The sequence below is a fragment of the Herbaspirillum sp. RV1423 genome, assembly GCF_000577615.1.
Lineage (GTDB): Bacteria > Pseudomonadota > Gammaproteobacteria > Burkholderiales > Burkholderiaceae_D > Herbaspirillum.
Window position 1 is genome coordinate 83491 of sequence record NZ_CBXX010000003.1, and the last position, 13027, is coordinate 96517.

The following is a 13027-nucleotide window of genomic DNA, read 5'->3' on the forward strand; positions in this document are numbered from 1 at the left end:
TTCCATGCGACGCCAACAATCCAAGCCGCCCTCACATCCGGATCTTGCACGAATCGTCAACTCCGGCACTAGATCTTTGTCGATTGGACCTTCGCTTCCCTGTCCTTGCGCTCTTCCGGATTTTGCTCCTTCAGGCCGAGATTCCGGGAGCGCAGTTTGTCGCGGATCAGGCGAAAGGCATCAATGTCCAGCATCGGAGACAACGCACTGGCGGCTTTTTTCTTGACGCTTTGTGAGGGCGGTCGCTCCGGCATCGGCGACGGTATGGTCGCGATTGCGGAAGCGAGTTCGGAAAGGCCTTCCGCAAGCTTTCTTGCAGCATCTGACACGGTGACCTTGTCGGTCGGCAGAGGCGCCTGACCATCGGCACCGGCGACCGCATTGATGTTGCCTGCGTCGATGGCGTAGGCGGAAAACGGCATATCGCTGCTGGTGTTGATCTTCATTCCGGCTCCGCCAATGAATATTATTCAATTATTAACGGGTACCGACGAGGAATCTTTAACCATCCCCCCGGGCGGCGCCGGCGGCCGCCAAAAGCGAATGCTGCCGGTCTCGATTCACGACACCTCCTTGCGCATACCGGTCTTGAAACAACTTGCGTCAACCAATATCGCGTACTTCGATGGCGTCGACCCGGTCGGCGTAAAAGGCAACATGCCCCTCGATTGCGGCCACGGCAGGATAAGGATGTTCATAACTCCAGACGGCATTGACGGAACGCTCGCCGCCGGCGGGAATGCTGTAGTACGCGCACTCCCCTTTGTACGGACAATAGGTGCTGTGTCCGGTGCGTTCAAGCAAGCTCATGTCGACATCGGCGCGGGGGATGTAATACACCGGCGGATAGGCGGCTTCGCACAGCTTCAGCGCCGTGCGCGAGTCAGCGATGGTGCGGCCGCCCAGCGTAACGACGACGCGTGCGGCGGCAGGCTCGACGGTGATCGGATGATCCGGGCCTGGGATTTTGACGAGTTTGGCGCTCATGGATGTGCTCCTGGTGACCTGCATTGACGGCGGCGTGTCTTGCATGGAGAACCGGTACAGCATGCAAGTTCCCTCGCCCGAAAATGATGTTACTCCGATGATGGAAAAAAGCCCGCGAGTTTGTCGTTCGCGGGCTTGCTCTATTACTTGTTCAGGATCTCGGCAAGATTCTTGTTGCCCATGCCGAAGCTGGCAATGGCAATCAGCCCCAGCAATCCGAGCGCGCTTCCCAGCCACAGCGTGGAAGGAATACCCACCGCATCGACCACCACGCCGCCGACGAAGGAGCCGACCGCGATCGCCACCTGCACGATGCTGACGAACAGGGCCGAACCGGCTTCAGGCAAATCGGGGGAAGACAACTGCAGCCAGATGCTCAGGCACAGTGGAATCGCGCCGAAGGCAACACCCCACGCCACCACCATCGCAGTGACGGCGATTGGCGATGCATGCACCAACGGCATGGTGAACAGTGCCACCATCAGCAGCAGCACCATGCCAAACAGCGACAACTGCAAATGGCGCGTGATGAAAGCGGAAATCGCCAGGTTGGACACGAAACCGACGAAACCGAACGCCAGCAGCACCGAGGTGATCAGCGGCAGGCTGAAACCGTTTTGACCGAGGAACGGTGCGATGTAGGTGTACGACGAAAAGTGCGCGCCGAACACCAGCGCCACCATCAGCAGACTCTTGCGCGGATTGGCCCGGCTCACCAGCGTGGCGAGATCGCGGAAGCGGATTGCGGCCCTGGACGGCAACGACGGCAGCAGCAAGGTTTGCGCCGCCAGCGCCAGCGCCGCGAGGATACCGGTCGCGATGAACGATGCGCGCCACGACGACAAGCCGCTGATGAAGGTGCCCAGCGGCACGCCGATCACGGTGGCAAAGGTCACGCCGCTCAGGATCATCGCCGTCGCCTTGGCCGCATGCTCCAGTCGGACCAGGCGGCCCGCAGTCGCCAGCGCCAATGTCCAGAAACCACCCAACGCCGCCCCCAACAGCGCGCGGCCGAGCAACATCAGGCCGAAGGACGGCGCAAACGCCGACACCAGATTCGACGCCAGCAACAACACCGATAGCATCAGCAAAATGAAACGGCGATTGATGCGCCCTGCGCCCAGCATCAAGCCGGGAGCGGAGATGGCAGCAACCACGCCGGGTGTCGTCACCATCAGGCCGGCGGTGCCCGGCGACACGCCAAGGTCATGCGCAATCTGCGGCAGCAAGCCGACGGGAAGAAACTCGGTGGTCACAAAAGCAAACGCGCCGATCGCCACCGACACCACCGATAGCCATGACCGCAAAGGCGAGGCCGCGTTTTCCGCCGCGCTGAGCGGGTCGTGCGCGACGTCGCCCTGCGCGTTATTGACCGCGATATTCTTTTCCATTGAAAAACTCCTGAATTCTGTTTGACCCTGCGCCGCCCCAGCGCCTTGAGCCGATTGAGTGTGAAGGCATGCAGCCGCCGCAAACCGCTGATACCGGTTGCATTGAATTGCACTTGCCTGCTTGTTTCGTCACCCGTCCTGCCGTTATGTCGCCGCTTAAACTGTCTTATTTTTAATGACAGTTTTGAAATAAAAATAAGGACCGATATTCGATCCTCCTTGCGAGCAATCCCATGTGCGGCTTTTCGCCTTTGCAAGACCTGATGTCCAGTCTTGTCGTTTTAATCATCCGGCTTAAGATCCGGCTTTATTCGTCGCAGATCTTGTTGACCAGTTCGGACAGCTTCCTGCCCTTCAATATTTTCAGCATCGCGCTTTCCACCTCCGAAATCACCGGCTCCAGCGCCATGTTCATGCCGCAACTGACCGGACAGCAGGGATCCTTGGGTCGCGTATTATGCTTCAATACGGGTTCTTCTTCCACTGCCTGGTAAATTTCCGCTAGGCTGATCTGCGACGCCGGCCGCGCCAACTGTGCGCCGCCGCCCTTGCCTTCCTTGGTCACCACGAGATGCGCCCTGGACAGCTTGCGCAACAACTCCCGCACGAAGACCGGATTGGTATTGACGCTGGTCGCAATGGCGGCAGAGGGCAAGAACTCTTCCCCTCCCCTAGTCGCGCGCTCGACGCTGACCAATATGTGTGCCGCCACGGCGAACCGACTCGATTTCATACTGTATTTATATCCAATACAGATAAAAAAGTCAAGCAACTTGTCCGAAAATGCTGATGTGTGCGACGAAGCCGCGACGCCTCATTCTTCCGCAAGCTCCGACGTCGGCACCACATCGATCTCCGTGAGCACCGAATTGGCAAGAAAACATTGTTCATGCGCGGCATGGTGCAAGGCCTCGTCTTCCGCCAGCGTCGGCACCCTGCTGCGATATGAAACGACCGGCCGCAACGTCACCTTGCTGACCACCAGCTTGTCCTCGGCGTTTTTCGTCATCACGCCGGAAGCCAGATCGACATAACGATCGACCACCAAGCCTTGCTTTGCCGCGATCGACAGGAAAGTCAACATATGGCAACTCGACAGCGCCGCGACGTAGGCCTCTTCGGGATCGACATTGGCTGCCGACGAATACGGCAAGGGAACAATATGCGGCGACGCCGAAGCCGGCACCTCCAGGCCGCCGTCAAAACGCCAGCTATGCACGCGGCTGTAGCGATTGTCGGTAAACGCTTCCTCGCTGCCGCGCGACCACAAGACCGTTGCTTCAATTTCTATCATGCGCACTCTCCTGTCGAAGTGTTCCAGCATACACGAACGGCACCGCAAGGCGCACCGCAACGCCGATGCGATCCGGCGCGATTGCACGCTGGCGAAGCCCGCACCGGGTTATGATGCGCAATTCTTTTTCAATCCGGAAATCGCTCAATAACATGGACAGCTCCTCCTCTTCGCCTTCGTCACCCACCCCTCCGCAGTTCGCCCGCAGCCCGGCCGCCTGGCTGAAACCAGCTTTATTCCTGCTGGTGGCGATCGCCGGGCTGTACTACGTCAAATGGTCTCCCTATTATCTGAAATCCTTCGTCGCTGCGGACACGCACAGCATCGGCGCGTCGATCCTGGCCGACGGCCCTAGCTCGCCGCTCGCTGCCGCATGGAGCTACGCCAAAGTCTATTTCCTGGCGATATGGAAGGCGGCTGTATTGGGTGTTGTCCTTGGCTCGCTGGTGCAAGTGCTGGTTCCACGCGATTGGCTGCTGCGGTTGTTTGGCCGTGCGGATATCGCCTCCACGGCATGCGGCGGCCTGTTTGCGCTGCCTGGCATGATGTGCAGTTGCTGCGCAGCGCCGGTAGTGGCCGGGATGCGCCGGCAACAGGTATCGGTCGGCGCCGCGCTGGCGTTCTGGATCGCCAATCCGATGCTGAACCCGGCAACACTGGTGTTCATGGGCTTCGTGCTTGGCTGGGGTTTTACCGCATTGCGACTGGTGGCGGGTGTTGCGCTGGTGCTGGGCGTATCGCTGATAGCGCAGCACATCGCCGAACCGGAATCGATGCCGCAAGCTGCTGTCGACGCCGCTGCCGCAACTGCGGCGGCAGAGAATCAAGAAACGTTCCTGAGACGTTGGATGCAAAAGCTATGGCAGCTTTTCTGGAGCACCATTCCGATCTACATTGTCGCCGTGTTGGCGCTGGGAGCGACGCGGGTCTGGCTATTCCCGCATATCGATGCATCCATCGGCAATAGCCTGCCGTGGACAGTTGCCCTGGCTGTGGTCGGCACTTTGTTCGTGATCCCGACCGCCGCTGAAATCCCGATCGTGCAGTCGATGCTGGCGCTGGGACTGGGCATTGCGCCTGCGGTTACCTTGCTGATGACCTTGCCGAGCATCAGCCTGCCCTCGCTGCTGATGCTGCGCAAATCCTTCAGCCGCCGGGTATTGGTCACAGTGGCCTTGCTGACCATGCTGGTCGGCATCATCACGGGGTTGATCGGCGCCGCGATACTTTAAGCGGCGCGGTGCTGCCGCAGAAAATCGACCACCGCAGCCTGGTCGCCGGCAAACAGCAGGCGGGAGCGCTTGGCGTCCCGCTGATAGACATAGAGCGGATCGTAATATTCGCGCAGCAATCCCTCGATCCAGGCCCGATGCAAGTCAATCGCGCCATCGATGGCTTGTTGATCGAGCGCCGCCTGCATCAATCCCAACAGCCGCCGATAGCGTTCATCGCCAAGGCGCTTGACCAGATTGCCGAGGGCCAGCAACAAATGGTCGCGGTAACGCGCAAAGCCGCCCTCTGCATCAAGCGTCATATATTCCGCGCACAACCCGCTGACGTAATCGCGCAGGATCCTCTCAACGCGGCCCGCGAGACTGTCTTCCAGCCAGACCATCGGAAACCTCTGCATACCCCGGTATAGCTCAAGCGGCAATGCACAGCGGCCGATCAGGCGGCTTTCGTCTTCCAGCGCAAACCATCCGTGGCCGCGCGCTTGCTTGCGCAGCAAATCGACTGCCAGCCGGTGTTCGAAATCGATGTTCGACGGCTGGCCTGTGGCATGTTTGCCAAAACTGGATCCGCGATGGTTGGCATGCGCTTCAAGATCGAGACCATTATCCAGTTGCGCCAGCACGTCGGTCTTGCCGGCGCCGGTCATACCGCCGACCACGATAAAACCGGCTTGCTCTACGACCCGCATCACGCTGTCGATGAGGAAGGCTCGCATTGCCTTGTACCCGCCGGCGACGCGCGGATAGTCGATGCCCGCCTCGCTCTTGAGCCATTGCTGCGTGATCTTCGATCGCAAGCCGCCGCGAAAACAATACAGGCAACCGTCCGGATTGGCGCGTGCGAAGTCGGCCCAGGCCTGGATACGCGCTTCCTTGACCGAGCCGCTGACCAGACGATGGCCCAATGCAATCGCTGCTTCCTGTCCGTGCTGTTTGTAGCAGAGCCCGACCTGTTCACGGTCGCTGTCGTCCATCAACGGCAAGTTGACCGCAGCAGGGAAAGCACCTTTGCCGAACTCAACCGGCGCCCGTGCATCCAGCATTGGCCGACTGTCGATGAACAAGGCGCGATCGGGCAGGATGTCGCCGCCGGCAACCATCAAACCACCTCGACCGCGTATCGCTGTCGCTCGGTCAATTCGCCGATCGGCGCCAGCGTCAGGCCAATCCCTGCGGCGACGGCAAGAAAATCGGAATTTCCCGCGGGCGTCACGGCCACCAGCAAACCGCCGCTGGTTTGCGGATCGCACAGCAGTTGCTTTTGCGCCTCGCTGATCGGGCTGATCTTGTCGGCATAACTGGCGAAATTACGACCGGTCCCGCCAGGCACGCAGCCCTCGGCCAGATAATGTGCGACGCCCGGCAAGCCGGGCACCAGTGCGTGTTCGATACGTGCGCTAACGCCGCTACCGTCGCACATCTCGACCAGATGGCCGAGCAAGCCGAAGCCGGTCACATCGGTCATCGCCGCCACGCCGGGCAGCTTTCCAAAATGGCTGCCGGCCTTGTTAAGCATGCACATCCAGTCGCGCGCCGTCCCCACATCCTCCGCCCGCAGCTTGCCCATTTTTTCAGCAGTCGTCAGGATACCGATGCCCAGCGGTTTGGTCAGGTAAAGCAGGCAGCCTGCGCCGGCGGTGTCGTTGCGTTTCATGTGTCGCTTCTCGACTACGCCGGTCACGGCGAGGCCGAAGATCGGCTCGGGCGCGTCGATCGAATGGCCGCCGGCCAGCGCGATACCGGCCGCGTCGCAGACGGCACGGCCGCCCCGGACCACTTCACGCGCCACTTCCGGCGGCAGCAATTTGACGGGCCAGCCGAGAATGGCAATCGCCATCAGAGGATCGCCCCCCATGGCATAGATATCGCTGATGGCGTTGGTGGCGGCAATACGCCCGAAGTCGAAGGGATCGTCGACGATAGGCATGAAGAAATCGGTGGTGGAGACGATGCCGCGCTCTTCGTCCAGTCCATATACCGCAGCGTCGTCGCGCGATGCGTTGCCGACCCACAATTTCGGATCGAGATTCTGCGCGCCGCTACCGGCAAGGATGACTTCCAGCACCTGCGGCGATATCTTGCAGCCGCAGCCGGCGCCGTGACTGTATTGGGTCAAGCGGATGGATTCGCTCATCGGAACTCCTGGAAATCAAAGGAGCCGATTCTAGCAGTGTTTGGGATAGGGCCGTTCAGTTGCTCATGACTGCGACACAGCACCGCCTAGAAACCGAAAACAGAAAGGGGTTGCAAGCAATAAAGCTTGCAACCCCTCATATATCGTGGCTCCCCGACCTGGACTCGAACCAGGGACCTGCGGATTAACAGTCCGTCGCTCTACCGACTGAGCTATCAGGGAACAGCCGAGGGCGCGATTATGAACTAAATTTGCCGTTGCCGCTATATTTCCGCAGCAGAAACTTGCTAAATAATTTTCTTCGCACCGCTCGCTTCTTTGCTGCGCCTGCATGCAACGCGCAACGTCGGAAAACGCATTCCGAATGCATCGAAAGCCATGACCTCGCGCCAGCAAAATGACGTCAAGCGAAACGACTTGTCGGAATTGAAAAAGCCCCGCACGGATGCGAGGCTTTCGAATTTTTTGGCTCCCCGACCTGGACTCGAACCAGGGACCTGCGGATTAACAGTCCGTCGCTCTACCGACTGAGCTATCAGGGAACAGATGAGAAAAAGATTATGACCGGATTTTTAATTCCTGTCAAAACCTTTTTGTATTCCAGCCATCGACAGGCCGGAATACGTTTCCCTTTCAGAGCACCTTGGCGATGGCATCGACGACGGCGTCGATGTTCTTGGTGTTCAGCGCCGCGACGCAGATGCGGCCGGTGTCGACGGCATAGATCGAGAACTCGTTGCGCAGGCGTTCCACTTGCGCCTTGGTCAGGCCCGAGTACGAGAACATGCCGCGTTGCTTGATGACAAAATCGAAATCATGCGATGGCGCTTTCTCTTTCAGCTTGGAAACCAGCAACTGACGCATTTCGCGGATGCGCACGCGCATCTCGGCCAGTTCCTTTTCCCACAGCGCGCGCAGTTCCGGCGAAGCCAGCGCAGTCGCGACGACCTGGCCGCCGTGGATCGGCGGGTTGGAATAATTGGTGCGGACCACGCGCTTCAATTGCGACAGCACGCGTGCAGCTTCTTCGCCGCTGGCGGCGACAATGCTCAACGCGCCGACGCGTTCGCCATACAGCGAGAACGACTTCGAGAACGAGTTGGAGACGAACAGCGGACCGCCGGCGTCGGCGAAGCGGCGCACGACCTTGCCGTCTTCTTCGATGCCGTCGCCGAAGCCCTGGTAAGCCATGTCGAGGAAGGGAATCAGGCCGCGCGAAGTCACGACGTCGATCACCTGCGTCCATTGATCGGCAGTCAGGTCGGCGCCGGTCGGGTTGTGGCAGCAGGCGTGCAGCAGCACAACCGCGCCGGACGGCATGGTCTTCAATGCATCCAGCATGCCGGCGAAGTTGACGCCGCGGGTGGCCGGATCGTAGTACGGATAATTGTTGACGGTGAAGCCCGCCATTTCAAACAGGGCGCGGTGGTTTTCCCAGCTTGGATCGCTGATCCAGACTTGCGTGGATGCCGGCGAGAAATGCTTGATGAAATCGGCGCCCAGCTTCAGCGCGCCGGTGCCGCCCAGGGCTTGCACGGTAATCGCGCGCTTCTCTTGAACAACGGCGCTATCGGCACCAAATACCAATTCTTGGACTGCCTTGTCGTACGTTGCCAGACCATCGATCGGCAAATAGGTGCGCGGAGCCAGTTTGGCAGCCAGTTCAGCTTCCGCCTTGCGCACGCACTCCAGCAGAGGCACTTTGCCATTATCGTCATAATAGACGCCAACGCCGAGGTTGGTTTTGCCTGGATTCTTGTCGGCATTGTAAGCATCGGTAATGCCGAGGATAGGGTCGCGCGGCGCCATTTCGATGGCGGTGAAGAGGGAGGCTGAGAGAGGTGCGTTCATCGTGATAACATAAAAAGTTAGCTGCAACCGTGGATTGCAGTCGGGATGGATGCAGGGCAAAGCCACGAGCCGAGCACCGTTTTGCAACACGTAATTTTACCAAAGGTCGAATGACAATGGCTGATTTATCCCCCGTTACCGCCACCGCTTCTCTTGCGTCGCCTGCGTTCGACGAAGGCAAGTTCCTGACGTTCCCGGATTCCCCCTACCGGCTGTATCAGCCCTTCCCGCCCGCAGGCGACCAACCGGCCGCCATCGACAAGCTGGTGGAAGGAGTCAACGACGGCCTGTTCTTCCAGACCTTGCTCGGCGTCACCGGTTCGGGCAAGACCTATACGATGGCCAACACCATCGCCCGCCTCGGTCGGCCGGCGATCATCTTCGCGCCGAACAAAACGCTGGCGGCGCAGTTATACAGCGAATTTCGTGAGTTCTTTCCGCAAAATGCGGTCGAATATTTCGTCAGCTATTACGACTATTACCAGCCGGAAGCTTATGTACCGCAGCGCGACCTGTTCATCGAGAAAGATTCCTCGATCAATGAACACATCGAACAGATGCGCCTGTCCTGCACCAAGTCGCTGATGGAGCGGCGCGACGTTGTCATCGTGGCAACGGTCTCGGCGATTTACGGTATCGGTAATCCCAACGAATACCACCAGATGATCCTGACCTTGCGCGCCAAGGACAAGGTCAGCCAGCGCGACGTCATCGCGCGCCTGATCCAGATGCAATACACGCGCAACGAAGTCGATTTCGGCCGCGGCACTTTCCGCGTGCGCGGCGACACCATCGACGTATTCCCGGCCGAACATGCCGAACTGGCGGTGCGCATCGAGATGTTCGACGACGAAATCGACAGCCTGCAATTGTTCGACCCGCTGACCGGCCGCGTGCGCCAGAAGATTCCGCGTTTCACCGTCTATCCCGGTTCGCACTACGTGACGCCGCGCGCGACCGTATTGCGCGCGATCGAAACCATCAAGGACGAGTTGCGCGAACGGCTGGAATTCTTCCGCAAGGAGAACAAGCTGATCGAAGAACAGCGGCTGGAGCAACGCACCCGTTTCGACATTGAAATGATGACCGAGATCGGCTTCACCAAGGGCATCGAAAACTACTCGCGCCACCTGTCCGGCGCCAAGGCCGGCGAACCGCCGCCGACGCTGGTCGACTATCTGCCGCAGGACGCCATCATGTTCCTCGACGAATCGCACGTGCTGATCGGCCAGTTGAACGGCATGTACAACGGCGACCGCGCGCGCAAGACCAATCTCGTGGATTACGGCTTCCGCCTGCCCTCGGCGCTGGACAACCGGCCGCTGAAGTTCGACGAATTCCAGGGCAAGATGCGCCAGACCATCTTCGTCTCGGCGACGCCTGCCGAGTATGAAAACACCCACGCCGACCAGGTTGTCGAACAGGTGGTGCGCCCCACCGGCCTGGTCGATCCGCTCATCTCGGTGCGCCCGGCCACGACGCAGGTCGACGACCTGATGTCGGAAATCACCATGCGCGTCAAGAAGAACGAGCGCGTGCTGGTGACCACGCTGACCAAGCGCATGGCCGAACAGTTGACCGAATTCCTGAGCGACAACGGCATCAAGGTGCGTTACCTGCACAGTGACATCGACACGGTCGAACGCGTCGAAATCATCCGCGACCTGCGTCTCGGCACGTTCGACGTGCTGGTCGGCATCAATCTGTTGCGCGAAGGCCTGGACATTCCCGAAGTCTCGCTGGTGGCGATCCTCGACGCCGACAAGGAAGGCTTCCTGCGCTCCGAACGCAGCCTGATCCAGACCATCGGCCGCGCCGCGCGCAACCTTAACGGCATGGCGATCCTGTACGGCGACAAGGTCACCGACTCGATGCACAAGGCCATTGGCGAAACCGAGCGCCGCCGCGCCAAGCAGGTGGCCTTCAACGAAGCCAACGGCATTACGCCGATGGGCATCAAGAAGGAAATCCGCGAACTCATCGATGGCGTCTACAGCCCGCAGGAAGCGCGCGTCGAGTTGATGGTGGCGCAGGAACAGGCCAACTACGAAGCGATGAGCGAGAAGCAGGTCAGCAAGGAAATCAAACGCCTCGAAAAGCTCATGCATGACCACGCCAAAAACCTGGAGTTCGAAAAGGCCGCCAAGGTGCGCGACCAGTTGCATCTGCTCAAGCAGCAATTGTTCGGCGCCGCCGGCGACGATGCCGCGGTGGCCTGATCGCGGAGAGCCGATGGCGCGTCCATCGGACGCATCCCAAACTGCCCACATTGATTTATCATGCGGGCAGTTTTCCATTTTCGACCAACCTTTCGCCATCCATCACCCATGCCGGCTACCGTTCCCACCGCCCTGCTCGATCTCTGCTCCACGGCCGATCCATCCTGGCGAGCTATCCTTGAAAACGGCCTGCACGCCGTCGCCGCAGCCGATCCGACATATCTGCCGGCGCTCGCGCAAGACAATTACCTGCCCACCGAAGGCCGCCTCTTCGCGGCCTTCAGACAACCGCTCGATGCGGTGCGTTATGTGTTGGTGGGTGAAGGCCCTTATCCGCGTGAAGCCAGCGCCACCGGTGTGTGTTTCATGGACGGCGCGGTCGGTTCGCTATGGTCGGACAAGGGCTTGTCCAAGCAGGTCAACCGTGCCACGTCGCTACGCAACTTCATGAAGATGCTGCTGGTGGCGGATGGCCGCGTGCCGGCCGACAAGACCAGCGGCGACGCCTTGCTGGATATCGCCGCGACAGCGCAGGCCGATACGGCAGGCACCATCCAGACGCTGGCCGACCTGCAGGACAACCTGACCGCGCACGGCTTCCTGCTGCTCAACGCCAGCCTGGTGTTCCGCGCACATGTGGCGCCGGCCAAGGACGCCAAAGCCTGGAAACCGTTTTTTGAAACCGTCTTGAAAGGATTGGCGGAGCATGCCGCGGCGCGCAAACAGGCGCTGCCGACGCTGGTCCTCTGGGGCAAGATCGCCGAGCAGTTGCACGGCTTGCCGGTGGTGGAAGGCTTCCCGCGCGCGGTGGCGGAACATCCCTACAATCTGACGTTCATCGCGCACAGCGGCATGCAGAAGCTCTTCGGCGACATGCATCTGCTGAAGAAGCGCGCATGAAAAACGCCGGCCTCGTCAGCGGGCCGGCGTTGCTATCTATTTCGCGAAAATCTGGTTCATCGAGGCGAAGCCTTTGAACTCCAGCGCATTGCCCGACGGATCCTTGAAGAACATGGTCGACTGCTCGCCGGGTTCGCCCTTGAAGCGCGTATGCGGCTCGACGACGAACTGAACGCCGGCGGCGGCGATGCGTCCGGCCAACGCGTCCCAGGAAACCTGATCGAGGATGATGCCGAAATGCGGGATCGGCACGTTGTCGCCGTCGACATTACCGGCGCCACTCGGTACAACCAGATCCTTTTTGAGATGCAGCGACAACTGGTGTCCCATGCAGTCGAAATCGACCCAGCGCTCAGTACTGCGCCCTTCCGAGAATCCCAGCACGCCGCCGTAAAAGCCGCGCGCCTCGTCCAGGTCGCGCACAAAGAAAGCCAGGTGAAATGGGTGCAATGCGTTCATGTTCCGTTCCGTGTCAAAAGTCGATGCAATATGCAAGAAAGCGCATAGCTTATCGCATTCCCGATTATCTTTCGCATCGGCCTTGAATGGCAAAACCACGGCAGAGAGCATGGCATCTTGTTGCAGTGGGCCGGGAGCATATCGTTCCGGCTCGGTCGTCTGGCAGCGCACATCCCGTTTCAGGATCGCAACCCGCGCCGCATTGTTACCCCCTCTGGCATCACGCCAATATCTTCAGCCGTCGCGGCTGCCATCGAAACGCTCAGATTTGCGTTTGCAGTTCAAACAAGGCGCGCAAGTGGCTGCGATCGAGTTCGCGCAGGCGACGTTCCATGTCGGCGTGATTCGTGACGCCTTCCAGATAAGGAGCATCATTGATGTCGAACAAGGCGCCGTCCACGGTCTTGACAGGCGAACTGAATGCACGCTCGACAAAGAACTGGAAAGCTTCCAGCAGACTCTGTAAATTATTAGAAAAACCGGCAGATTGATAGGTAGACATTTCTTTCTCTCACATGAATGACGTTGCAGTGTTATAGAGAATAGGGGTTGACCCGGAC

General features: G+C 59.7%; 14 protein-coding genes and 2 tRNA genes. 3 read left to right on the plus strand and 13 right to left on the minus strand.

Annotation, left to right across the window (positions count from 1 at the left end; all coding sequences use genetic code 11):
* Nucleotides 1–68: 68 nt before the first annotated feature.
* The 6 genes from RV1423_RS03860 to RV1423_RS30330 form a co-directional block, all read right to left on the minus strand.
* On the minus strand, nucleotides 69–446 hold the full coding sequence (locus RV1423_RS03860) for a hypothetical protein (RefSeq protein ID WP_034293380.1): 378 nt from the start codon (nucleotides 444–446) through the stop codon (nucleotides 69–71).
* Between the two features lie 157 nt (nucleotides 447–603).
* Entirely contained in the window at nucleotides 604–987 is a 384-nt protein-coding gene (locus tag RV1423_RS03865; protein WP_034293382.1) for a DUF427 domain-containing protein, read from the minus strand.
* Between the two features lie 143 nt (nucleotides 988–1130).
* Nucleotides 1131–2378: an MFS transporter gene (locus RV1423_RS03870; protein ID WP_034293384.1), complete on the minus strand. Its 1248-nt coding sequence runs from the start codon at nucleotides 2376–2378 to the stop codon at nucleotides 1131–1133.
* A 307-nt stretch (nucleotides 2379–2685) separates the two neighbouring features.
* On the minus strand, nucleotides 2686–3111 hold the full coding sequence (locus tag RV1423_RS03875; RefSeq protein WP_034293386.1) for an Rrf2 family transcriptional regulator: 426 nt from the start codon (nucleotides 3109–3111) through the stop codon (nucleotides 2686–2688).
* Between the two features lie 81 nt (nucleotides 3112–3192).
* Complete coding sequence (locus tag RV1423_RS03880; RefSeq protein WP_034293388.1) at nucleotides 3193–3672, minus strand: OsmC family protein; 480 nt, start codon at nucleotides 3670–3672, stop codon at nucleotides 3193–3195.
* A complete protein-coding gene (locus RV1423_RS30330) occupies nucleotides 3659–3826 on the minus strand; it encodes a hypothetical protein (RefSeq protein WP_197034872.1) in 168 nt (55 codons plus the stop codon). The genes RV1423_RS03880 and RV1423_RS30330 overlap by 14 nt, the downstream gene beginning before the upstream one ends.
* On the opposite strand from RV1423_RS30330, the gene RV1423_RS03885 reads away from it, so the two are divergent.
* Nucleotides 3825–4904, plus strand: a complete 1080-nt coding sequence (locus RV1423_RS03885; RefSeq protein WP_034293390.1) for a permease — start codon at nucleotides 3825–3827, stop codon at nucleotides 4902–4904. The two genes, RV1423_RS30330 and RV1423_RS03885, sit on opposite strands and share 2 nt — an antisense overlap.
* Here RV1423_RS03885 and mnmH read toward each other — a convergent pair.
* The 5 genes from mnmH to RV1423_RS03910 form a co-directional block, all read right to left on the minus strand.
* Nucleotides 4901–6004: a tRNA 2-selenouridine(34) synthase MnmH gene (mnmH, locus tag RV1423_RS03890; RefSeq protein ID WP_034293392.1), complete on the minus strand. Its 1104-nt coding sequence runs from the start codon at nucleotides 6002–6004 to the stop codon at nucleotides 4901–4903. The genes RV1423_RS03885 and mnmH overlap by 4 nt on opposite strands.
* Nucleotides 6004–7038 (minus strand): selenide, water dikinase SelD, encoded by a 1035-nt coding sequence (gene selD / locus RV1423_RS03895; RefSeq protein WP_034293394.1) that lies wholly within the window; start codon nucleotides 7036–7038, stop codon nucleotides 6004–6006. Before selD ends, mnmH begins: the two co-directional genes overlap by 1 nt.
* Before the next feature lie 146 nt (nucleotides 7039–7184).
* Nucleotides 7185–7260 (minus strand) — tRNA-Asn (locus RV1423_RS03900).
* Nucleotides 7261–7504: 244 nt separating this feature from the next.
* Nucleotides 7505–7580: transfer RNA gene (locus RV1423_RS03905), tRNA-Asn, on the minus strand.
* Between the two features lie 91 nt (nucleotides 7581–7671).
* A complete protein-coding gene (locus tag RV1423_RS03910) occupies nucleotides 7672–8889 on the minus strand; it encodes an amino acid aminotransferase (RefSeq protein ID WP_034293397.1) in 1218 nt (405 codons plus the stop codon).
* 116 nt (nucleotides 8890–9005) lie between these two features.
* On the opposite strand from RV1423_RS03910, the gene uvrB reads away from it, so the two are divergent.
* Together uvrB and RV1423_RS03920 are read left to right on the plus strand one after the other, a co-directional pair.
* A complete protein-coding gene (gene uvrB, locus RV1423_RS03915) occupies nucleotides 9006–11108 on the plus strand; it encodes an excinuclease ABC subunit UvrB (protein ID WP_034293400.1) in 2103 nt (700 codons plus the stop codon).
* A gap of 108 nt (nucleotides 11109–11216) precedes the next feature.
* A complete protein-coding gene (locus RV1423_RS03920) occupies nucleotides 11217–12008 on the plus strand; it encodes a uracil-DNA glycosylase (RefSeq protein WP_034293403.1) in 792 nt (263 codons plus the stop codon).
* Nucleotides 12009–12044: 36 nt separating this feature from the next.
* On the opposite strand, the gene RV1423_RS03925 is transcribed toward RV1423_RS03920, so the two are convergent.
* Both RV1423_RS03925 and RV1423_RS03930 read right to left on the minus strand, forming a co-directional pair.
* Nucleotides 12045–12467, minus strand: coding sequence for a VOC family protein (locus RV1423_RS03925; RefSeq protein WP_034293735.1), 423 nt, complete (start codon nucleotides 12465–12467; stop codon nucleotides 12045–12047).
* Between the two features lie 262 nt (nucleotides 12468–12729).
* Nucleotides 12730–12969 (minus strand): hypothetical protein, encoded by a 240-nt coding sequence (locus RV1423_RS03930; RefSeq protein WP_034293406.1) that lies wholly within the window; start codon nucleotides 12967–12969, stop codon nucleotides 12730–12732.
* Nucleotides 12970–13027: the final 58 nt, after the last annotated feature.

Coding starts and splice junctions, on each gene's coding strand:
- RV1423_RS03930 (WP_034293406.1), bottom strand. CDS start 12,969: ATGTCTACCTATCAATCTGCCGGTTTTTCTAATAATTTACAGAGTCTG.
- mnmH (WP_034293392.1), bottom strand. CDS start 6,004: ATGGTTGCCGGCGGCGACATCCTGCCCGATCGCGCCTTGTTCATCGAC.
- RV1423_RS03920 (WP_034293403.1), top strand. CDS start 11,217: ATGCCGGCTACCGTTCCCACCGCCCTGCTCGATCTCTGCTCCACGGCC.
- RV1423_RS03870 (WP_034293384.1), bottom strand. CDS start 2,378: ATGGAAAAGAATATCGCGGTCAATAACGCGCAGGGCGACGTCGCGCAC.
- RV1423_RS03875 (WP_034293386.1), bottom strand. CDS start 3,111: ATGAAATCGAGTCGGTTCGCCGTGGCGGCACACATATTGGTCAGCGTC.
- RV1423_RS03885 (WP_034293390.1), top strand. CDS start 3,825: ATGGACAGCTCCTCCTCTTCGCCTTCGTCACCCACCCCTCCGCAGTTC.
- RV1423_RS03865 (WP_034293382.1), bottom strand. CDS start 987: ATGAGCGCCAAACTCGTCAAAATCCCAGGCCCGGATCATCCGATCACC.
- RV1423_RS03860 (WP_034293380.1), bottom strand. CDS start 446: ATGAAGATCAACACCAGCAGCGATATGCCGTTTTCCGCCTACGCCATC.
- RV1423_RS03880 (WP_034293388.1), bottom strand. CDS start 3,672: ATGATAGAAATTGAAGCAACGGTCTTGTGGTCGCGCGGCAGCGAGGAA.
- RV1423_RS03910 (WP_034293397.1), bottom strand. CDS start 8,889: ATGAACGCACCTCTCTCAGCCTCCCTCTTCACCGCCATCGAAATGGCG.
- uvrB (WP_034293400.1), top strand. CDS start 9,006: ATGGCTGATTTATCCCCCGTTACCGCCACCGCTTCTCTTGCGTCGCCT.
- selD (WP_034293394.1), bottom strand. CDS start 7,038: ATGAGCGAATCCATCCGCTTGACCCAATACAGTCACGGCGCCGGCTGC.
- RV1423_RS03925 (WP_034293735.1), bottom strand. CDS start 12,467: ATGAACGCATTGCACCCATTTCACCTGGCTTTCTTTGTGCGCGACCTG.
- RV1423_RS30330 (WP_197034872.1), bottom strand. CDS start 3,826: ATGTTATTGAGCGATTTCCGGATTGAAAAAGAATTGCGCATCATAACC.